This is a genomic window from Sphingobacterium sp. SGG-5 (genome assembly GCF_011043525.1).
In the GTDB taxonomy this organism is placed as follows: domain Bacteria; phylum Bacteroidota; class Bacteroidia; order Sphingobacteriales; family Sphingobacteriaceae; genus Sphingobacterium.
The window spans coordinates 115,239-135,939 of sequence record NZ_JAAKGO010000008.1 but is presented as its reverse complement, the minus strand read 5'-3'; the positions used below and the strand labels follow the sequence as shown (position 1 = coordinate 135,939).

Here is a 20,701-nt window from a genome sequence, read left to right as displayed (position 1 = left end):
CAATAATTAATTAAATGAGTAGCCTGTCCAAGCAAATGCGCTGGTAGTAGCTCCAGTTTGTGCGTCGTTTTTGGTGATAGTAGCACCCTCTGCTTTTACTTTTGCATCGCTGTACAAAGTTTCAGGATTAAATGTGTACTCGATTTTTGACGCAGCATTTCCTTTACCTGCATCATCTGTAAAATCGATAATATCACTAAAAAGTGAAGTTGTACCGATATCAATCAGCAGGTTCGTAATATTTGCCGTAGCACCTCTTCTGATTTTCACAATATCGACCATTGTTCCTTCAACCCCAGCTGTAGTTGATTTATGAACAATAGTCATACCTTCGATCTTGAAATTTGATTGGTGAACCGCATCCGGTAAAGTTCCGTCATGGTTACCATCCGCCTCAATACCACGAGGATCTTTCTCATTAGTTTTGAAAGCCGTTTCCCAAATACCATACGCGTTTTTCAAGGTCCCTGTATATCCTTGGGTAAAATCGAACATATCATCTTCAGAATTGACAACCAACAGGTTAGTGACATCAACCGAGCCACCAAAGAACTCAATACCGTCATCGGCTCCGTCTTTGATATAGATATTGCTGATTTTAGTACCCTTACCTACACCATTCAGTGTCAGACCGTTGTGCTCTTTGTCATCCGATATATTTGCTCCTGAGTACTCAATGGTGATATAATCCAACTCACCGGAGTTATCATTCACATCATTACCACCGTAGAATATATTGGTGTTGATTTCCGTTTCAAAGTTACTTGGCGAAGCTTCGGTAGCACGGGAAAGCGGAGCTTTACCATTGATGATCAAACCTCCCCAGGCGCCGGATTTTTTGTCACCAGCTGTAAATTTAATCGGTTTAGCAGCAGTACCTTTTGCAATAATCTTAGCTCCTCTTTCGATCAACAGATACGCACCCTTATCGTTTGCTGTGATCGTCGTACCCCCAGGGATAGTTAATGTTGCACCTTCACGAACGATTGTTGCACCCACCAAATTGATAGAACTGCCTTTAACTACGGCATTCTTGCTCGTGATACTTCCCAACAGCTCAGTCAATTCAACTGGTTCTCCATTATCTACACCATCACCATCTCCCTCTTTGTCCGAACATGCCGTAAACAATAGTACCGAAACGGTCATAATACTAAGTAATTTTCTTTTCATTTTTTCTCTTTTTTATTTATTACAATATTAATTCATGAAAGCAACTAAATGATTAAGTGAATGTTACCAAATCATTAAAACTTATAAGACAACCCTACACTCATATCTATCCCCCTTTTGTATGATCTTAGTACTACAGCATTATTGCTGTCAGATTCTCGTTCCAAACTAAATGCCGGATTAAGTAGGTTACGCATCTTCACGTTGACACCCCAGTTCTTCTTAATATTAGCCTGTGTAATAAAATCAAGCGTTGGAACTCCTTTTTCGATAATATCTTTATATGCGTTATTACCACCAAGGGAATAAATACGGTCACTGAAATAGTTCAACACTGCTGTCGATGTCAGGTTCCAGTGTTGTCTGTTCCACAAGTAAGTCAGATCAGCATTGACCAGTACCGGCGATGCACCTTGCAGTGCAGATTCTTCTGCTGTAAACCTTGGTATGATGTTTTCAAGTTTCTGATTACTGTATAGATATGACAGGTTTAGTCCTCCTGAAAGCACATTGTCTCCGTACGCACCTGTTGTTTTGAGGATGTTTTTCTTCAATTCCAACTCGGCTCCGGCAACAGTGGCGGTCGAACCGACATTATGATAGGTCATCACGTTGCCGCTCATCTCGGTACGTGCGATCGGATCTTTCAGCTGTTTATAAAAAACACCGACAGAAATCAATTCTCCAGAAGTAGGAAAAAGCTCCCACTTGGCATCAAAATTCATATTCTGAACGGGTTTAAGGTCTGGATTACCCTGTGTGGTATAGGTTGAAAACGCGTTTAGAAACTCGGCCATCTCGATAAATTGCGGCAAAGTATAAGACATGCTCGCCGATGCTCTCAGATTGCTCTTATCGGTCAATGCATACTTCAAGTTTAAGCTCGGCAATACATAGTTTTTCTCCAATGGCTTATTACCGTTCAGCTTCGAATCGTTCAAAGCAGTTTTGTATACAACCTCTTGGAATACATTATCATACCGCACACCCAATAAGGCCGTAAACTTCTCCGTGAATTGGTACGTGCCTAACAGCAATGCAGCGTGTACATGCTTCTTTCCTGTATACCATTCCGGATCAAAATTGCCAAAGCGTGAACTCAGATCGAAAAATCCGGATTGTAGGGTATTATCGTTAAACACATTATCAATGTTATAAACATTGTTTGGATCCAGTTGACGCGAACCATTTATCTCATGCGTATACAACGTCGCATTAAAATCTCTGTCCGTCATGTTGCCGTTGTACCCAAAACTAATTTTACGATCAAACGCATTGTCCTTATCCAGATTATACGTCGCTATAGCTTTCGCCACCCAGTTTTTTTCTGTCAAATCGGAATAATACCGCTCGTTTGAGTTTTGCTCCGACAATAAATAAAAATCACTATTTCCACTGCCATCAAATTCTTCTGTCAATCTGATGGTACGACGGTCAGGTTCATTTCCTTTTACCAGGTTATACGCAATTCCAAGGTCCAGATTCAAGACATCATCCAAAACAAGTTTTGACAAGAGTTGATTCACAAACAAGTTATTGTCCACAATATGTTGTCTTCTGAACAAACCTTTGTCATTCGGATCGGGATCGTTGGTCAGTCCATAATTCTCTTCAAACGTCTGGCTTTGATTATTGATATACAACGAATTGAATGCCACATAATGCTTACCAAAGGAGTACTTTAGATTTGCAATAGCTGTCTTATCGACATTATACTGTGAAAGCGTTGATTTCTGATCTAAGGTAACATTACCATCCGTTTGCGTTTGACGAACAACACCATCATAATATTTATAATCCGAATTCAGGTTAGCCGACAAAAATACGTTCAGATTATTCTCACCTATCCTAACTTTCTTTCCTCCGGACAATGAGAATGACGAGTTCAACGGAGAGCCTTCCATAGGGATAGGATTCCATGTGTTGGGAAACGCATAGGTGTTTCCATTGGTAATGGAACTTTTTGATTCTTTCAACTTCCCGAACCAATTTGAACCCGATATTTTTTTAAAATTGTCAGTATTGATGGCTTCGGTATTGATCCCTGTGGATGCCCCTATTTCAAGGAAAGCATCTTCAGTGAGTTCCTTGGACACAATATCTATATCCGCACCGGCGACATCTCCACCCAATGTCGGATTGAACGTCTTATTCACTCCGATACTCTGAATAATATCAGTACCAAAAAAATCCAATGAAATATTTTTGTTCAATGGATCTTCCGATGGTAATGCTAATCCGTTTAATGTGGTACTATTATAACGATCCCCCAGACCACGCACAAAAACATTGGCACCACTTGCCGATTTGGTTACACCACTCATCTTGGTCAGCGCACCTTCTGCATCGCTTACTCCTTTACGGGTTAGCTCCTGAGAACCGATTTTCTCTAACATCAGATTGGATTTTTTACGTTCTTCTAATAAAGCTAATTCTGTAAATTGTGCTCTTCGACGCGTGACCACGACTTCATCAATACTGGAGTTCTCGGCGACCAAAATGATATTCAGATTTTCCCATTCTCTTTCGCCAAACTCGACCATTGTTGTATCCGAAGCATACCCCACAAATTTGCTCACCACTTTATAGGATCCTTTTTCCTTCAGGGACACTGTAAATTCACCTTTCTCATCGGTCGTCACCGGACTTGTGATATGAGAAATAGAAATGTTAGCACCTATAATAGGCCTAAATGTTTCGATATCGACGACCTTCCCTCTGATCCCCTGAAGGGACTGCGCCATTGCATTAGAAATCAAAAAGAAACTTCCTAATAGCAATAAAACATGATTAATACGCTTCATACTCGTGTTAAATTTATGTTGCAATATTATCACGTAACTATTACACTAACGTTAACCCTACATTATATATATGTTAGTTCTATTTTAATTTAATGTTAAACAGAATTGATACACTCCTCCCATTCCTTTTCGTCAAAAAATACTTAATTTGCACCCAATTGATATTAGATATACGGCTTATGGAGTCAGTTTTATTGCACACGAAAAATTTGCGGTTTAAATACGGCGGGCATGGGCAGGAGCTCACCTTTGATGACGTGCGTATTTCTCAAGGGCAGCATACCTTATTTATAGGCGATTCGGGCACAGGTAAAACAACATTATTACACCTTTTAGGTGGCTTATCCCGCCCCCTACAGGGCGACGTACATCTTAACGGAACAGCAATATATACATTGACGGACACGAAGCTTGATGCCTTTCGGGCACGGAATATAGGCTTCATTTTTCAAGAAGCTCACCTCTTAAAAAGCTTAACTGTAGCGGAGAATATTATGCTGGCCCAATCCTTAGCTAAAGGTAAAGCAGATCGATCAGCAGTGCATGAGGTACTAGAACAACTTCAGATTGCAGATAAATCGGCCAGCTATCCAAGACAATTGAGTCGGGGACAGTTGCAAAGAGCGGCAATTGCTCGTGCTGTGATCAACAGGCCAGGTATGATCATCGCCGATGAGCCTACTGCTGCCCTGGATGACCGAAATACGGCGCATGTCATCAACCTACTTTTGGACACTGCTCAAAATTATCAGGCAACATTACTCATTGCGACACACGATAAAAGGTTAAAGGATCATTTCTCAAACACATATACGCTTAAATAGTACGATATGGACAATATAAGTCTGGTTTGGAAAAACATCACACAGCAGTGGGGGGCTACGCTATTAAGTATCCTCCTTACTGCATTTGGCGTGGCTATTCTTACGGTTATCTACATCAGTAGTGACACGTTCGAAAAACAACTGGAAAATAACAGCAAGAATATAGATCTCGTCGTTGGGGCAAAGGGCAGCCCGTTGCAATTGATATTAAGCACACTGTACCACGTGGATAATCCCACGGGAAATATCAGTTTGGAAGAGGCCAATAAGATAGCTGCAAATCCATATATTCAAATGGCGGTACCCATCTCTTTGGGGGACAATTTCAAAGGACACCGTATCATCGGAACGGATACCTCTTACCTTTCTCTTTATGAACTGGAACTCGAGCAAGGTCGGTTATGGGATAAATCTTTCGAGATCGTCATCGGAAATGAGGTGGCCCGGAAACAAGGATTGACAGTAGGCGATCATATCCATAGCGCACATGGCTTATCTGCGGATGCACATATCCATGACGATCATCCATTTACCGTTGTCGGTATTTTGAACCGATCAAACAGCATCGTCGACAATTTGATTTTATGCAACCTGGAAAGCGTATGGGACGTCCATGGAATTGCACATGCCCACGCCAATGAACAGCATACAGACAGCGACGGACATCATCATGAAAAATCTCCGCTGCACGATGCTGAACACCACCATGACGATCATGAGCATGCGGAAAATGAACACGCGCATGCCGATCACGACCATGGGGGTGAGGGAGAACTGGTAGAACGTATAGATGGCGGATTAGGAGCAAATCGAGGTGTGGAAATTACGGCGCTTTTAATCAAATACAGTTCCCCTGCTGCTATTGCGTTACTTCCCCGGTTGATTAATGACAGTACACACATGCAAGCGGCATCGCCGGCGATCGAGAGTTCGAGAATCTTTTCGTTATTAGGAATAGGGTTGGATTCGCTTGCTGTATTGGCCTATATCATTATGGTCATTGCAGGTCTCAGTGTGTTCATCAGCTTATATAATGCGCTGAAAGACCGAAAGTATGACATGGCAATCATGCGGACTATGGGGGCCACTAAGATTAAACTTTTCACTCTCGTTATCGTCGAAGGTATAGTTATTACAGCTTTAGGAGGTATAATAGGATTACTGTTTGGGCATAGCATGCTTTACTTCATCAGCACACAGACGAGCGAAAGCGCCGATTTCATCGAGGCTTTCAAAGTATATCCACAAGAAATATGGATTCTGATCGGAGCCATCATCTTGGGTATATTGGCCGCTACAATTCCTGCATCTAAAGCTTATCGTACCACTATTTCTAAAATATTAGCATCGCAGTAAAAATAAACAGATGAAACAATATATATTAACAGTCATTGCCTTTAGTATTACTATGCTCTCCCATGCACAGATAGGGAGTTATCCGAACATGCCCACAGCTGATCATACACCCATGATGAATAGCACATGGGAGGCTATTGATAAACTCATGTACCAGGTAACTACAAAAGACAACAAAAAGATTTACACGCCGCATTACCCTCCTGAATTAAAACGGCTGGAAAACAAAACGGTCGAATTACCGGGTTATCTCGTTCCTTTAACGAGTGGAAGGAATCATAAAACTTTCATGCTGTCTGTTCTCCCTATTACACAATGTCAGTTTTGTGGTACAAATGGAATCCCTCCCATGGTCGAAATTTTTATGAAGAAAGAATCCGTTCGATATACGGAAGACCCGATTAAGATCAAAGGAAAAATGAAATTCAATCCCGAACCGTTACAAGGGAATGCCGAAATTCAAATCGTCGATGCGGAGCTAATTCCTTACAAAGCCGACTAATCGTATTATCGATTCAGCAGGGCTACTTCCAGACAGGAGGCTAAGGCTGCTGTTTCGGTACGTAAACGTGCTTCTCCCAAGGATAAAGGAATAAAACCTGCCGCCAGTGCCTGGCGTATTTCCTTTTCGGAAAAATCACCTTCAGGCCCAATTAAAATCAGGTATTTGTCTCCCACAGGGAAAGACGATGATATGTATTTCTTCTCCGAATCGTCGATACAGTGCGCAATGCCTCTGATGCGAGTTTCGTCTTCCGCTATCGACGCTATGAAGTTCGAAAAAGTCACCGCTGGATTTATTTGGGGTAAATAAGCCTTAAGCGATTGTTTCATAGCCGATACTGCTATTTTTTCCAAACGTCCGATCTTGACTTCTTTACGTTCAGAATGTTCACATATAATCGGCGTCATCTCCTGTAGTCCTATTTCTGTAGCTTTTTCTAAAAACCATTCTATCCGGTCGATATTTTTTGTCGGAGCCACGGCGATATGCAGGTGATAACGTGCCTTACCATATTCGGTCTGCACATTTAATACGCGTAAGCCGACACGTTTCGGATGCGGATCGATAAGTTCGGTTTTATAGAGTCCGCCACGCCCATCTACCAAATGCAGTATATCTCCGAGTTGGAGCCGGAGTACGCGTATAGCGTGTTTGCTTTCCTCCTCATTCAATAAAAAGACAGTATGATGCGGTTCAATAGTAGGTGTAAAAAACAGCTGCATATCGCGTATATTTTTATTCGACGTCTTCGTCAAAAGCACGCTCTATCAGATCCAGCTTTACAAATTCGATATTTTGCTGTGTCTTTCGCATGATGGTAAAGACGTAACCGAATTTTTCTGCCGATTCACCCACATCAGGTATCTTCTCAAATACATCACTCACCAGACCCGCTACGGTGTCATAATCCGAACTTTCGGGCAATTCAATCGGCAAATAACCGTTGGCGTCGTGTACGCTCGCTCCGGCATCGACCATAAATTCGGTATCCGATATCTGCTCTACTACTGGAGTTTCTTCATCGTATTCATCCTGGATCTCTCCTACCAATTCCTCGACAATATCCTCCAAAGTGACCATACCGGCCGTCCCACCAAACTCGTCCAAGACAAAAGCAATCTGGATGCGCTTTTGCTGGAACTCAGTCATGAGATCATTAATCTTTTTCGTTTCCGGAATAAAATAAGGCTTACGCATAATATTCTTCAGCACCACGTCTTTACCTTTGACAATCAAAGGGAGAATATCTTTGGTGTGCACGACCCCTACAATCTGGTCAATATTATCATCATAAATCGGAATGCGTGAGTACCCCTCTTCTGTCACCGTATTGATAAAGTCTTCTGCCGAATCGTAAAGTTCTACGGCAATAATTTTGGTACGTGGAACCATAATATTTTTTACGATCCGCTCATTAAAATCGAACACATTTTTGATCAGCTCGTGTTCGGAGTTGTTAATAGCTCCGCTTTCTTTACCTTTATCAAGCAGGTACTGCAGTTCTTCCGACGAATGCGTGGTCTCATTAGGATGAGGCTCAATACCTATTAATCTTAACAGGAAATTAGCAAAGCCGTTAAGAACCCATATAATAGGACGAAAAATAACATAGAAGAACTGCAACGGAAAGGCAATCTTCATTGTCGTCGCAATAGGCTTTTGAATAGCAATAGATTTGGGGGCTAATTCTCCAAAAACGATGTGAAGAAAAGTGATGATACTAAAAGCCAATACCAAGCCTAAATTTTTGGATACCGCGCCGGTTAACTCTACATTAAAAAGACCAAATGTCTTATAAACAATCTCCGTCATGACAGCTTCACCCACCCAGCCTAAGGCCAGGGATGCTAATGTAATGCCGAGTTGCGTTGCAGCAAGGTAACCATCTAAATGCTCCGTAATATTCTTTGCTATCTTCGCTACGTTACTTCCCGATTTTGCCTGAATTTCAATCTGAGAGGCTCTAACTTTCACAATAGCAAACTCAGCCGCTACAAAAAAACCGTTAGCCAGCACCAAAAATATTGTCCAAAAAACATCCAGAGCCATCTAGCCTACTTTGTTACGGATATCCTTATTATAAAGTTCTATGCTCTCTAATATAATACTTTGTGCGTAAGAACGCCCATATAAATTTTCAATTGTTACATTCTTTTCCTCTAAAGCTTTATAATCTTGAAAAAAACGAACAATTTCTTTCATGGTATGCGGCGGCAGCTCCGACAAATCGTTGATATAATTTACAGACATATCATTCTTTGCCACGGCTATAATCTTATCATCTTGCTCTCCGCCATCTATCATATGCATAACGCCTACGACCTTAGCCTCTATCATGCTCATCGGAAATACGTCCACTGAACAAAGGACGAGAATATCCAATGGATCTTTATCATCACAATAGGTTTGTGGTATAAATCCGTAATTTGCGGGGTACATAACCGAAGAAAACAAAACCCGATCGAGTTTTAGCAGCCCGCTGTCTTTATCTATTTCATATTTTGCTTTGGAGCCTTTGGGAATTTCAATAATAGCATTTACGGAATTAGGCAAATCCTCTCCAGGAGAGACTTCATGCCAAGGATGTTGTGTACTCATTAACCTATTTATATACTGTTGTTTGCTTTGTTTTTTTTATTCCTTATCCATCTTTTTAATAATGCGATAGCAATAGGTAAGAATGCTATAATAATTAAAGCGACGATGATATATTCAACATAATTAATGATTTCCGGAACCTTCACCCCTAATGCGTAGCCTGTCAATGTTAACAAGGAAACCCAAAGGAAAGCTCCGAAAATATTATAGAGGACAAACTTTTTAAAATTGAGCTTGACGACCCCTGCGAATATTGGGGCAAATGTACGAATAATTGGAACAAACCGGCCAATAATCAGTGCGGTACCTCCATATTTCTGATAAAACTCCTCAGCCATCACAACATATTTTCGTTTAAAGAGCAAGGAGTTCTTTCTTTTAAATAACATAGGCCCAGCACGGTATCCAAACCAATATCCGGCAAAATTACCCAAGATTCCCGCAGATAGGATACCAAAATACATAGTGGCAATATCGACATCAATTTTATCTAGAGCGCAGAACAGACCCGCCAGAAAGAGCAAATAATCTCCGGGAAGAAAAAAGCCAAAAAACATACCCGTCTCTGCGAATACAATCAAACAAACAATATAGAATCCGCCATGACTTAATAAGTATTCGGGATCCAGCATTTGTTGGAAGTTGGCTAAAAATTCCTGCATATATTGTGGATTAAACGTATGAGACGACTATATTACGAGTGTCCATTGGTAATCACGGCTATAGCTTTACGAATATCTTCTGCTATCACGTTCATTTCTTCAGCGGATAGTGACAACTTGGGTTTTTCAAAGTTCATATCATGAACATGGTGAAGTGGCATCAAATGAATATGGGCGTGCGCCACTTCTAAACCAACTACGGCGACGCCAACTTTAGGGCAAGGAAAAACCTCCTTAATTCCCTGAGCTACAATTTTGGCGAACACCCACATGCCCATATATTCGTCGTCGTCAATGTCGAAAATATAGTCTGTTTCTTTTTTTGGAATTACAAGTACATGTCCTCGTGTCAATGGATTGATATCCAAAAAAGCCAAATAATCATTACTCTCAGCTACTTTATAGGAAGGGATTTCGCCAGATATTATTTTAGAAAATATTGTAGACATGTCTATTTTTGCTTCAATAAAAAGCAAATATAATAAAAAGTCTATAGAGTGTCGGCTACTTGTGCTATCCTTTTATTGTCATTTTCACAAGCAAGCACCTCGTCAATACGAGTAAATCTACCATTTTAATATAAGGGTTTAGAATCACCCGATTGTATATAAGCAATTTTATATTGGAACATCTCCGCCATCTTTTCACCCCGCCATATGGCCTCTTTGGCAATTTCTCCCTCGAAAAACTCACTTACGGTATGTTTCCATAGTCCCAACCACCGTTCAAAGTGCGCAGCACCGATCGGAAGGAAGGCATGCGGTGGGAACGGACTTCCAAAATAGGTCCGCTCATCCAACAGAATGGTCTGCCAAAACGTATACATTTTTTTCAGATGTTCGCCCCATCTTCCGTCCAAAACCTCGTTAAAGATTGGCCCTATGAGCTCATCTTCCTGGACTCTCCCATAGAAAGTGTCTACAAGAAGTTGTATATCTTCGATCGATGTGATATCTTTTTTATTCATTTTCTCCTTTTCACTATATACCAATATTCATATACCTGATCAGATAATAAAGAGCCCAACCCGCAAAGCCAATGATGAGTATCCATACCCACCACGGTATACCTTGTGGCGTCTCACTACCTTCAATCAAAAACGTACTTTGGTTACCTTTACCATACGCATTAATCATAATCGGTATTTTACCATCAACAACCGTACCCTCTTTAATACCTATAATATCGATTGCGGGCCCGTTGCGTACCTCAAAAGGTATGACGCGAAGCCCCTCCTTACCCGAAGGATCTTTACTGACAATTCGTAAATGATGTTGGCCATCCACTAATTTCTGCGTATCCAGCTCAAAAGTGACGGGTGAAAAAACTTCAGCGACCGGCACTTCATCGTCATCTATAAAAATGTAGATCTTACTTTTTTCACTCATATTCTTCCGATTTTAATATCATTCTTTTAATATGATCTTGCTTATTCTCACCGGGCTTAATAAGCCACTTGATGGAATAAAACAGAGTCACCAACGAAACAAGAACCATGATGATGACGATGAAATAATCCCAATTACTGTCCGGTCCCGACCCATGCACTAATCCGCGCAGCAGTTTCGGCTGGTTACGATCACAAACAGGACAACCAAACGACTGGCCTAAGGTCAGTAATGCAAAGCTAAGGAGTATGAATCTCTTTTTCATGTTTGTTTTTTTATTTTGCTTGAAGCTTGACAAAATCTACAATTTTTTTGATCTCTTCAGCGGCTACTTTCTTACCATTATTGCCCCAGCTGCTCCGTTCGAAATTGATGATAGCAGCAACTTCATGTTCCGTAAAACCGGCATTCACACCTACAGCCGCCATCGCACCATATTCTGGTCGGCTATCATAACCATTCATGATAATATCGATGTACAGTTCCAGATTGTCGTCGTCATCTACGACCTGGCTTCCCTTTAGCGGAGGAAAAGCTCCGGGCAACCCCATCCCATCAGCCTGATGGCAAGCCTGGCAATTCGCAACGTATAACGCTTGACCATCCAACTCCGAAGCTTCTCCTCCACCCGCTGCCGCATCCGCTTTCTTTTTCTCCCGTTTATATAGAAAGTCAGGAGCAACCATTGTTTCCGGAAGAGGCGCCTGTTTCAATGATTGTAAATAGGCTACTAATTGCAAGGCCTCTGGTGTCGCCACAATCTGGCTACCGTCTTTTGGCGCATATTGTTCGGGCACAGCAACAACGACGTCATTCTTGGATGGATTCTGTTTAAATTCAAATAAAAAAGGATATGCAGGCATGACAGACTCCTTAACGACGATCCGAGGGTTGAAGAGATGCACCAAATTCCAATCCTGGCTTGGTTGCCTGTTGCCAACGTCTGTCAAGTCCGGGCCTGTACGTTCTGTCCCCATCAACGTGGCCGTATTTCTCCAGACATCTGTCCGACCTGTACCCGCATAATCTGCCGCCATACTTGGCCGACTTCCCCACATCTTGTCCATATCTAAGTTACGCACCTGCTGCGTGTGACAGGCGACACAACCATGCGATACATACAAAGCTTTACCACGGATCGCATCTTCCGACAGCGGCACAGCGGAAGGAAGTGGCGCATTGACGACCTGATTATGCAGCGCAGGTATTATCGCGACAAAAATCGTGAGCACAACAAAGAATAGCGTTGCCGTCAAAAATAAATTTCTATGATTATCAAAAAAGTTCATATCTATATACCGTAATTAAACAACTCCTTACTCGGATATTTTTTTCTCTTCCAGCCTTTTTATTATTTCTTCCGGGACATCTACTTTCTTCTGTATCGATATCATCCTGTACATATTATACGCAAAGAAAAGATGGGAAAGCCACATCAAACTTCCTCCAATAGCCCGCCATAACCAATGCGGTGCCATAGCCACGACACCTTCAATAAAAGGCTTCCCTTCTATCCACATCAATCCTTTAAGTGTACTGCCATACATCAATGGCACGGTATAAAACATCATGCCGATCAAAGCCAGCCAGAAGTGGGCACCGATAGAAATCTGTGGTGCTTCCTGACCGGTAAATCGAGGAACTATCGCGTATATACATGCCCATAAGAAGAAACAAATGATACCGTACATGGTCAGGTGAGAATGTGCTACGGTAAAGTCTGTAAAATGCCACACGAGGTTTGTAGACCTGAAGGCTTCGGCCGTCCCCTGCAGTGATCCGGTGAAGTAAAAGATCGTGCCCACCAGAAAGAAAGGCAGTGTATAGCTATCTCTTATTTTAAACCATGCCCCGTTGAATGTCATCAGGAAATTAGTCGTACCGGCAATAACCGGTATCGCCATACCGGCACTACCTACAATAGCAACGGTCTGCAGCCACCACGGTATGGAGCTAAAAACAAAATGGTGACTTCCAATCAGGGTATAAAACAAGATCTGCGACCAAAAAGCCAGCACACCGAGACTATAGGAATAAATCGGTTTATTAAGTTGTTGCGGAAGAAAATAGTAAACTAACCCCAGCGTAAATAACATGAACCACATTCCCACTCCTTGATGCATATAATACCCTTGTACAATAGTCTCACCCAGCCCGTGTTGCCAAAAGGGTATATAGGCTACCAATGCGATGACTATGGTGAAAATGATAGCTGCTACGATATACCAGTTCGATATATAGATCTCCCGGGTCGTTCGCCTACCTATCGTCTTGTAAAAATTAATAAGGGTCAAGACTAATGCAATAGCAAAAAGCAGCATAATGGGCCATATATATTCACGGTACTCTCCCCCACCATTATTTACGCCTGCTAACAATGACACGGTTCCCAACAGCACACAAGCATTGATCAAATGCAGTGAATACCAGCCCCACTTTAGGCTGAATATTGGAGTATTGCTAACACGGGGCACGACATAATAGGCGAGTCCGATCATCGCTATCGAAGCCCAGCCCCAAAATACCGCATTGGTATGTACGGGTCGAAGCCTACCGAAGCTCAACCAGCTCACCGCATCGACATCGGGAGCGACAAATTTGATTCCGACATATTCACCTACGGTGGTACCGAATAAGAGCCAACATGTTGCGGAAATAAGATACCAGGTGACCATCCGGGATAATGCCGGATCCACGTTAGGCCGTTGTACCGCTTTCTTTTTTACCGATACGATCTGTATACCTGCATTAGGGTCAATCTTCAAAATTCCCCGGTTATCCTTCGCCTGCGTCTTACCAGAAAGACTGTTTTGGTCAACACGGTAATCCAGAGCCGACTTCTGCTCTTCAAGCTCTTCCTCTATATCACTCAGCGGTATCTGATCGATCAGATTCGCTATCTCTTCCGCTTCTTCACCCCGTGCCTGATTATTTATAGTATACAGTCTTTTCCCTATTTTCATAAATAAAATAAACACAGCCAGTATGACCGGAATGGATAATAATATCAGCGTGATGATTACACCGCCTTGGGTAAAGATATTACTCCGATTTATAGTGTCTCCTTGTTGAGCCAGAAGATTTGACGGAAGCAAGTATAGCGAAACACCCAATGCTCCTACTATGACAGCTGGTAAATTCATTTTTTGTCTCTTTTTATATTGAAGTATCCGGTTGATCTGCTGACTATTCAGCCGATGTAGATACGTCCGCAATTTATCGCCTTCTTCTTTCGGACCTTCCTTTTTCAGAAGGTTAGAAATACCACCTATCTTCTCCCCCAATAAAAGCACTGCAATGAATAAAACAGCAACAAGAAACAAAGCTATCCACAGAAAAAGATCAGTACCTTTTAGCTGATAACTATACGGAGTCGTACGTTCTACCGCTAGTAAGGCATTTATTTTTAAAATAGCCAAGGCGGTGCAAACAGATTTTAACATGAATGTTTTTTTCATACAATTATGTCCGGTTGTAATTTTTAATCCCCCATTATAATGACAGCACAAAGTAACGACAAAAAACAATAAAAGACAAAAAAGTCCTTTATTATTTTTTACCAAAGAGGTTTACGAATAAAGTGGGGAATAAAAGGAAAGATTAGCTAATTTGAAAAGCAATATTATGCTCTTCGATCATTTTACGAAGGTTAGCCAAGGCATAGCGCATTCTTCCCAAAGCCGTATTAATACTGACGTTCATAACCTCGGCAATTTCCTTAAAGCTCATATTACAGAAATGGCGCATAATCAACACCTCCTTCTGATCGTCAGGTAACATCTGTATAATCTTCTTCAAATCGATGTCTTGTTGTTTTTTTACCATTCTATCATCGGTACCTTCTTCCGCAAAATCCAACAATTCGAATATATCATACCCGTCACTATCGACTACTGTCGGACTCCTTTTCTCACGACGGAAATGGTCAATGACCATGTTATTCGCAATACGGATTACCCAAGGTAAAAACTTGCCTTCATCGTTATATCGACCAAGCTTTAACGTATTGATTACTTTAATAAAGGTTTCTTGAAATATATCTTCAGCGAGGAATTCATCTTTTACGCGGACATATATTGCCGTGTATATTTTGGTCTTGTACCGCTCTATTAAGAACCGCAAACCTTCTTCATTACCGGCTATATAAGCTTCTATAAGCTCTTGATCACTCTTATTTTTCAATAAATTCATAATGTACCTAATTTAAGCTAGGATTTTACTACGTGTTGAATAAGAGTAATGCTGTTCCGATAGGCAAAATATTTATTTATGTGTTCTAAAATAAGTCAAAATTCGTATTTATCAAAGTTTCGTTTATTATTTAACACTAATTTACATTTTTTACACTTCAATAAGATAACAAAGAAAGAGCCTCAAGGTTTCCCTTGAGGCTCAAAATGATGTATATGTACTTATTATATTATCTGTACAATGGAAATTTAGCCATCATCGTTTTCACCTTATCATGAATTGTCGCCAGCTTCGCTGCATCCGAACGATTTTGCAATGCTTCATCGATCAACTCACCGATCTGTATCATCTCAGCTTCTTTAACACCACGTGTGGTAATCGCTGCAGTTCCAAAACGCACACCAGATGTGACAAAAGGCGAGCGCGTATCGAACGGTACCATATTTTTGTTGGTCGTAATACCGGCTTCACCTAAAATGGCCTCGGCTTCTTTACCCGAGACATCTTTATTTCTCAAATCAACCAACATCAGGTGATTGTCCGTACCTCCCGAGATAATTTTATAATCACGATCGACAAAGAATTTTGCCAAAGCCTGTGCATTTCGTTGCACCTGTTTTGCGTATTCCAGATAATCGTCTGATAATGCTTCTCCGAAAGCAATTGCCTTAGCTGCAATCGTATGTTCTAACGGACCACCTTGTGTACCCGGGAAAACCGCCAGATCCAACAGTTGTGTGATGGTCCGAATCTCACCTTTTGGTGTCTTGATACCCCAAGGATTTTCAAAATCTTTACCCACCATGATCATACCGCCCCGTGGACCACGAAGTGTCTTGTGGGTCGTTGTTGTCACAATATGACAATGGGGGAGCGGATCGCTCAACAATCCTTTAGCAATCAAGCCTGCGGGATGTGAAATATCAGCCATAACAAGTGCACCAATTTCATCTGCCACCTTGCGGATACGGGCATAATCCCAATCACGCGAGTAAGCAGAAGCACCGCAGATAATCATCTTTGGTTTTTCACGAAGTGCGGTTTCCTCCAGCTGCTCATAATCAATAAGTCCGGTATCTTCTTTTACACCGTAGAATAGCGGCTCGTATATTTTGCCGGAAAGATTCGCCGGAGAGCCATGCGTTAAATGGCCACCATGCGACAAATCAAGACCTAAAATTTTATCGCCTGGTTTGATTGTTGCTAGAAAAACAGCGGCATTGGCCTGTGCTCCCGAATGGGGCTGCACGTTCACCCAAGCTGCGCCAAAAAGCTTCTTCGCACGGTCGATCGCAATGCTTTCGATCTGATCCACAACTTCACACCCCCCATAATAACGTTTCCCTGGCAGGCCTTCAGCATATTTATTGGTTAATACAGAGCCTGCTGCCTCCATGACCTGTTTACTTACGAAGTTTTCCGACGCGATGAGCTCGATACCCTCTTCCTGGCGTTTTTGCTCGTCAGCGATCAGATTAAAGATTGCTTGATCTCTTTCCATTATTCTTGTTATTTTTTTAAATAGGACGTTGCTTTTTTCAATAAGCTGCAAATTTACATAAAATGCCTTGCATTACGAATGCCAATAGCAAAAATTATTTTGGAGTAACTCCTTGTTGCAGAAGAATTACGAATAGCTATTCAACTCCCTTTTTAAAAGAATCTGGGCGGCATCGTAAGGATTGGTATCTAACGCACTGACATGGCGCAATACAATGGCAATGTAATCATCCAAACCTGCATGCTCACCTAATCCCTTACTTGCATTCCGTAACAAGGCAATGGTGCTATCCTTTAACTCCCTAACAGTAGCCCAAGCAGCATCCGACACATACAGTTGTTGTGTAAAATTATGCTGATATTCTTGCTCTATGTCTGCAATCACAGCTTGCCTGAATTGTGCAATAGATTTCTGCATATCATGGTGGCGCAGCATAACCTGTTGCGGCGAAAGACGGTGGATCAACAATATCAACCGTTCATAGGCCGCAAATACAAGCTGACGCTGATCCTTTGTCCGGGCTTTATGCTGATTCATGTTATTTATTTTAAGCATATAACCTTCGAGCTTTGGCCAGATCATATAAAATGCCAATACCAACGCAGCAAAAACGCCGAAAACGAGTATGAAAAGCTGCTTAAAAAATGCTATGAACTCCATGTATATCGAATGTTTACCTTGTGTAAAAAATCACCTTTATCCTATTTTGTGGCTAAAATTACGTATTTTTGCCTTACTATATTACAAGTTGGGAGAATAAAGATTATGCGTACAGAGAACATTACAACCCCCGCACCGGTAACATTGACAGCAGGAGCTTTGGCTGAGCTCAAAAAATTAATAGACCAGCAGGAGATAGGGCCTGATTTTGGTTTACGTGTGGGTGTAGAAGGAGGCGGTTGCTCCGGAATGAGTTATATACTGGGATTTGACCAAAAAAAAGAAGGTGATTCGGAGTATGAAATTGACGGCATTCGTGTTTTTATGAACAAAGCACACGGGATGTATCTGGCCGGTATGGAAGTTGACTTCAAAAACGGACTCGATGCCCGAGGCTTCACCTTTAATAACCCCAACGCCTCAAGCACCTGTGGCTGCGGAAGCAGTTTTTCGGCTTAATACAAAGGTTATCGTTTAACGAGTACATAACCCTTATAAACTGTGGTCTGACTTCCTTTCTTCATGTAGAGAATATAGTAATATGTATCCTCTTGGAGGTGGCCTGCATCCCAATTATTCTTGTAATCCACATTTCGATACACTTCTATTCCACCTGTATTAAATACCAATAACTCCATTTTATCGTAATATTCATACCCCACGACTTCAAAGTAATCGTTAAAGCCGTCTCTGTTGGGTGTGATAATATTAGGAGCAAATAGCTCCTTTGCCTTGATATCAATTACGGCTACCACGTTTTGACAATTGCCAGGCCTACCTAATTCACAAACCGTGTAAGGATAGGTATAGCGCCCTACTCTTGTCCCCTCTGGAAAGAAAATCACACCGTCTGCATCCATTTTCATAAAAGAATGGCTCGGCTTACCCGGAATAAGCCGAAGCTCCGATGTCGAAGCAGACAGTTCGGCGGAAACGTCATTCTCCAGTACGCTCGGTGTCACGACACTACCCCGGTCGATGACCAGTTCGTAATAATCATCCTGTGCAGCTAACACATTTCGGATACGCATCGTCACTGTCGTTTCACTGCAATTGGCAGGATGGTTAACGTCGCATATGTTATACGTCAAAATATAATCACCTTCTTTAGTGGATGAGCGAATTTCGACTGTGCCATTGTTGTGCAATACCATACCGGGTGGAGCAGTGCTGACCCACGTAAGCTGCACCTCTTGAGGATCTAAGCGCGTATCATTCCACGTATCATTATCCCACACATTTGCCGTCCGATATTCCTGTCCCTCACGGAAAAACCCAAAGTCATCCATCTCTGCGATTACAATATTAGGTTCTATCCGTACACTAACAGTGCCTTCCTGATAGTTATTCGGATTAATCCGCTCTACAATACGATATGTGATCTTGTATTCTCCTACGGTCATCCTTGACGGCAGCTGAATATTTCCTGTCGACACATTCAATTCTGGCACCTCTCCTCCATCCACAGCTTGCGCAGGAAGAACGACAAGCAGCTCAAATGCCAGCAAATCCACAGGCACGCCATCGATCCGGTCATTCTCCAGCACATTCATTTCTTCCGATGACAAAGGCAGTCCCATTTTCATATCGAAGCTTTCATCTTCGATGACGATCTTAGGCACGATAATACGGGTCGTCACCAGAGAAGTATTATTTTCCTTCTTGGTATCCGAAAAACCTGTTTGATCCGTGGCGTCAAATGTTGCTGTACTCACGAGTATAACGTCCTCCGCAACGGACGCTACCCGCCCCCTGATCTCAAAGACGGCTTCGCTAAAAGGTGCTAAATTCAGGATTACATGCGCTATGTCCAAGTCTCCGGGTGTCCATCCACTTACGATTCCCGTTCCGGGTTTCCCATCGTCGGCATAGGTGATATGCTCGACTTGAAAATGATCGGGAAGTACATCCTTCAGTTCCAGATAATCCGCCTGCAGATCAAATTGATTCATCACTTTAACGGTATAAATCATCTCATCACCTACATGGGCTTCTTCCCTATTCACACTTTTACGCACCCAAAGATCCGCCGGTGTCGTGACATTCAAATTCCGAACCTCATGGATATGTGTACTTCCTCCAGTTGCGGCAGCAAACCCAATTTTCAAATAATCTGGGGGAATTTGGTTAATTTTGACTTTGTCCAAGATCAACGCAGGGGTCGTATTAATATCAGTCTGTAACTTTGTTGAAAGTTCATAATGTGTAATCTGTCCATTCTCATAAACCGGATCAATCGTGAGAAAAATTCGCCGGTAATAACCTGTTGGATCTGGGCGGGGTGCTATAGGCCCTTTATAATCGAGCGTAAAGTTACTAATACCTAGAGTTTGTGGAAGAGTAACATTCCCCGTTAGCCACGCATAATCAGATTCTGCTGAGCCCCGGACTCCTATACCTGGCAATAATGCAGTTCCTCCAGCTCCTCCGCGCTTACTTCCGCTACTGATGGTATAGTTTCCCCATTCATCGATGCCGACACCAAGATACCCTCCAGAAAGCCCTGAAGTAGTCGCATTGTTTGCATAACCCAAAGAACCTCCCACAGCACCTATTTTAAATTTATACGGATCACTGTCATCCTGTAACGTCGGATCATAATTTGCGTCAAACAAAAAAATTGAAAAGCCATCGGCACCGGTTCCGCCCCATATAACAAACTCAAAATCGATCTCTACGCCTAAACTGGAAGGAAAAGATTCGTTGATTACCGCATAGCCAATTTGATTTTCCCTCGCATCAGTCAACCGTAGCCAACCATCATCAGGCGCATCCTCTATCCCTCCCGTCAATCTTGCTTGACCTCCTAAGACTATCCCCACGACCTGATTTCCTTTCAACGATTCGTGGAGCGTAAACCCCGTCTGTGCCGTCAAACGGAAAGAAGAAAATAATAATATAAGCAGATATAGCAAATAATTGGGTTGACAAGCCATCTACAACGTTCCGTTTAAATCCGTTTCATGAATACGATTACTACCAAATATAACACTTATTACTGATTTTCTTTTATAATCATTAACTTTGTGTCCTTAAAAA

The 20,701-nt window shown here is 41.9% G+C and carries 20 protein-coding genes; 4 read left to right on the top strand and 16 right to left on the bottom strand.

Annotated features, from left to right (window positions below):
• Positions 1–6: 6 nt before the first annotated feature.
• On the bottom strand, positions 7–1,173 hold the full coding sequence (locus G5B30_RS13695) for a hypothetical protein (protein WP_165320553.1): 1,167 nt from the start codon (positions 1,171–1,173) through the stop codon (positions 7–9).
• 74 nt (positions 1,174–1,247) lie between these two features.
• On the bottom strand, positions 1,248–3,977 hold the full coding sequence (locus G5B30_RS13690) for a TonB-dependent receptor (protein ID WP_165320552.1): 2,730 nt from the start codon (positions 3,975–3,977) through the stop codon (positions 1,248–1,250).
• Between the two features lie 179 nt (positions 3,978–4,156).
• Between G5B30_RS13690 and G5B30_RS13685 the strand changes: the two genes are divergently transcribed.
• Genes G5B30_RS13685 through G5B30_RS13675 form a run of 3 tightly spaced genes read left to right on the top strand, consistent with a single transcriptional unit; the run spans position 4,157 to position 6,659 of the window.
• The gene (locus G5B30_RS13685) at positions 4,157–4,801 is read left to right on the top strand and encodes an ABC transporter ATP-binding protein (protein WP_165320551.1); all 645 of its coding nucleotides are present in this window, start codon (positions 4,157–4,159) and stop codon (positions 4,799–4,801) included.
• Positions 4,802–4,807: 6 nt separating this feature from the next.
• Positions 4,808–6,157, top strand: coding sequence for an ABC transporter permease (locus G5B30_RS13680; protein WP_165320550.1), 1,350 nt, complete (start codon positions 4,808–4,810; stop codon positions 6,155–6,157).
• 10 nt (positions 6,158–6,167) lie between these two features.
• Positions 6,168–6,659, top strand: coding sequence for a hypothetical protein (locus G5B30_RS13675; RefSeq protein WP_165320549.1), 492 nt, complete (start codon positions 6,168–6,170; stop codon positions 6,657–6,659).
• A gap of 5 nt (positions 6,660–6,664) precedes the next feature.
• On the opposite strand, the gene G5B30_RS13670 is transcribed toward G5B30_RS13675, so the two are convergent.
• The 13 genes from G5B30_RS13670 to G5B30_RS13610 all read right to left on the bottom strand — a co-directional run bounded on the left by G5B30_RS13670 (position 6,665) and on the right by G5B30_RS13610 (position 17,539).
• A complete protein-coding gene (locus tag G5B30_RS13670) occupies positions 6,665–7,384 on the bottom strand; it encodes a 16S rRNA (uracil(1498)-N(3))-methyltransferase (protein ID WP_165320548.1) in 720 nt (239 codons plus the stop codon).
• Positions 7,385–7,397: 13 nt separating this feature from the next.
• Positions 7,398–8,711: a hemolysin family protein gene (locus G5B30_RS13665; RefSeq protein WP_165320547.1), complete on the bottom strand. Its 1,314-nt coding sequence runs from the start codon at positions 8,709–8,711 to the stop codon at positions 7,398–7,400.
• Entirely contained in the window at positions 8,712–9,260 is a 549-nt protein-coding gene (locus G5B30_RS13660) for an inorganic diphosphatase (RefSeq protein ID WP_165320546.1), read from the bottom strand.
• Positions 9,261–9,268: 8 nt separating this feature from the next.
• Complete coding sequence (locus tag G5B30_RS13655; RefSeq protein WP_165320545.1) at positions 9,269–9,922, bottom strand: DedA family protein; 654 nt, start codon at positions 9,920–9,922, stop codon at positions 9,269–9,271.
• Between the two features lie 32 nt (positions 9,923–9,954).
• Complete coding sequence (locus tag G5B30_RS13650; RefSeq protein WP_165320544.1) at positions 9,955–10,371, bottom strand: HIT family protein; 417 nt, start codon at positions 10,369–10,371, stop codon at positions 9,955–9,957.
• A 125-nt stretch (positions 10,372–10,496) separates the two neighbouring features.
• The gene (locus G5B30_RS13645) at positions 10,497–10,889 is read right to left on the bottom strand and encodes a group III truncated hemoglobin (RefSeq protein WP_165320543.1); all 393 of its coding nucleotides are present in this window, start codon (positions 10,887–10,889) and stop codon (positions 10,497–10,499) included.
• Positions 10,890–10,902: 13 nt separating this feature from the next.
• Positions 10,903–11,310 carry a cytochrome C gene (locus G5B30_RS13640; RefSeq protein ID WP_165320542.1) on the bottom strand — a complete coding sequence of 136 codons (408 nt, stop codon included), beginning with the start codon at positions 11,308–11,310 and terminating at the stop codon, positions 10,903–10,905.
• The gene (locus G5B30_RS13635) at positions 11,303–11,575 is read right to left on the bottom strand and encodes a hypothetical protein (RefSeq protein WP_165320541.1); all 273 of its coding nucleotides are present in this window, start codon (positions 11,573–11,575) and stop codon (positions 11,303–11,305) included. Before G5B30_RS13635 ends, G5B30_RS13640 begins: the two co-directional genes overlap by 8 nt.
• 10 nt (positions 11,576–11,585) lie before the next feature.
• The gene (locus G5B30_RS13630; RefSeq protein ID WP_165320540.1) at positions 11,586–12,599 is read right to left on the bottom strand and encodes a cytochrome c; all 1,014 of its coding nucleotides are present in this window, start codon (positions 12,597–12,599) and stop codon (positions 11,586–11,588) included.
• Between the two features lie 27 nt (positions 12,600–12,626).
• Entirely contained in the window at positions 12,627–14,768 is a 2,142-nt protein-coding gene (locus G5B30_RS13625) for a cbb3-type cytochrome c oxidase subunit I (protein ID WP_165320539.1), read from the bottom strand.
• 142 nt (positions 14,769–14,910) lie between these two features.
• The gene (locus tag G5B30_RS13620) at positions 14,911–15,501 is read right to left on the bottom strand and encodes an RNA polymerase sigma factor (RefSeq protein ID WP_165320538.1); all 591 of its coding nucleotides are present in this window, start codon (positions 15,499–15,501) and stop codon (positions 14,911–14,913) included.
• A 229-nt stretch (positions 15,502–15,730) separates the two neighbouring features.
• Positions 15,731–17,002, bottom strand: coding sequence for a serine hydroxymethyltransferase (gene glyA / locus G5B30_RS13615; RefSeq protein ID WP_165320537.1), 1,272 nt, complete (start codon positions 17,000–17,002; stop codon positions 15,731–15,733).
• Positions 17,003–17,128: 126 nt separating this feature from the next.
• The gene (locus G5B30_RS13610) at positions 17,129–17,539 is read right to left on the bottom strand and encodes a hypothetical protein (RefSeq protein ID WP_206367129.1); all 411 of its coding nucleotides are present in this window, start codon (positions 17,537–17,539) and stop codon (positions 17,129–17,131) included.
• 228 nt (positions 17,540–17,767) lie between these two features.
• Between G5B30_RS13610 and G5B30_RS13605 the strand changes: the two genes are divergently transcribed.
• A complete protein-coding gene (locus G5B30_RS13605; RefSeq protein WP_165320535.1) occupies positions 17,768–18,121 on the top strand; it encodes a HesB/IscA family protein in 354 nt (117 codons plus the stop codon).
• An 8-nt stretch (positions 18,122–18,129) separates the two neighbouring features.
• On the opposite strand, the gene G5B30_RS13600 is transcribed toward G5B30_RS13605, so the two are convergent.
• Positions 18,130–20,598, bottom strand: a complete 2,469-nt coding sequence (locus G5B30_RS13600) for a gliding motility-associated C-terminal domain-containing protein (protein WP_165320534.1) — start codon at positions 20,596–20,598, stop codon at positions 18,130–18,132.
• Positions 20,599–20,701: the final 103 nt, after the last annotated feature.

Excerpts from the sequence above, each read along its gene's own strand:
- G5B30_RS13695 (WP_165320553.1), bottom strand. The coding sequence starts at position 1,173 with ATGAAAAGAAAATTACTTAGTATTATGACCGTTTCGGTACTATTGTTT.
- G5B30_RS13690 (WP_165320552.1), bottom strand. The coding sequence starts at position 3,977 with ATGAAGCGTATTAATCATGTTTTATTGCTATTAGGAAGTTTCTTTTTG.
- G5B30_RS13685 (WP_165320551.1), top strand. The coding sequence starts at position 4,157 with ATGGAGTCAGTTTTATTGCACACGAAAAATTTGCGGTTTAAATACGGC.
- G5B30_RS13680 (WP_165320550.1), top strand. The coding sequence starts at position 4,808 with ATGGACAATATAAGTCTGGTTTGGAAAAACATCACACAGCAGTGGGGG.
- G5B30_RS13675 (WP_165320549.1), top strand. The coding sequence starts at position 6,168 with ATGAAACAATATATATTAACAGTCATTGCCTTTAGTATTACTATGCTC.
- G5B30_RS13670 (WP_165320548.1), bottom strand. The coding sequence starts at position 7,384 with ATGCAGCTGTTTTTTACACCTACTATTGAACCGCATCATACTGTCTTT.
- G5B30_RS13665 (WP_165320547.1), bottom strand. The coding sequence starts at position 8,711 with ATGGCTCTGGATGTTTTTTGGACAATATTTTTGGTGCTGGCTAACGGT.
- G5B30_RS13660 (WP_165320546.1), bottom strand. The coding sequence starts at position 9,260 with ATGAGTACACAACATCCTTGGCATGAAGTCTCTCCTGGAGAGGATTTG.
- G5B30_RS13655 (WP_165320545.1), bottom strand. The coding sequence starts at position 9,922 with ATGCAGGAATTTTTAGCCAACTTCCAACAAATGCTGGATCCCGAATAC.
- G5B30_RS13650 (WP_165320544.1), bottom strand. The coding sequence starts at position 10,371 with ATGTCTACAATATTTTCTAAAATAATATCTGGCGAAATCCCTTCCTAT.
- G5B30_RS13645 (WP_165320543.1), bottom strand. The coding sequence starts at position 10,889 with ATGAATAAAAAAGATATCACATCGATCGAAGATATACAACTTCTTGTA.
- G5B30_RS13640 (WP_165320542.1), bottom strand. The coding sequence starts at position 11,310 with ATGAGTGAAAAAAGTAAGATCTACATTTTTATAGATGACGATGAAGTG.
- G5B30_RS13635 (WP_165320541.1), bottom strand. The coding sequence starts at position 11,575 with ATGAAAAAGAGATTCATACTCCTTAGCTTTGCATTACTGACCTTAGGC.
- G5B30_RS13630 (WP_165320540.1), bottom strand. The coding sequence starts at position 12,599 with ATGAACTTTTTTGATAATCATAGAAATTTATTTTTGACGGCAACGCTA.
- G5B30_RS13625 (WP_165320539.1), bottom strand. The coding sequence starts at position 14,768 with ATGAAAAAAACATTCATGTTAAAATCTGTTTGCACCGCCTTGGCTATT.
- G5B30_RS13620 (WP_165320538.1), bottom strand. The coding sequence starts at position 15,501 with ATGAATTTATTGAAAAATAAGAGTGATCAAGAGCTTATAGAAGCTTAT.
- glyA (WP_165320537.1), bottom strand. The coding sequence starts at position 17,002 with ATGGAAAGAGATCAAGCAATCTTTAATCTGATCGCTGACGAGCAAAAA.
- G5B30_RS13610 (WP_206367129.1), bottom strand. The coding sequence starts at position 17,539 with ATGAATCAGCATAAAGCCCGGACAAAGGATCAGCGTCAGCTTGTATTT.
- G5B30_RS13605 (WP_165320535.1), top strand. The coding sequence starts at position 17,768 with ATGCGTACAGAGAACATTACAACCCCCGCACCGGTAACATTGACAGCA.
- G5B30_RS13600 (WP_165320534.1), bottom strand. The coding sequence starts at position 20,598 with ATGGCTTGTCAACCCAATTATTTGCTATATCTGCTTATATTATTATTT.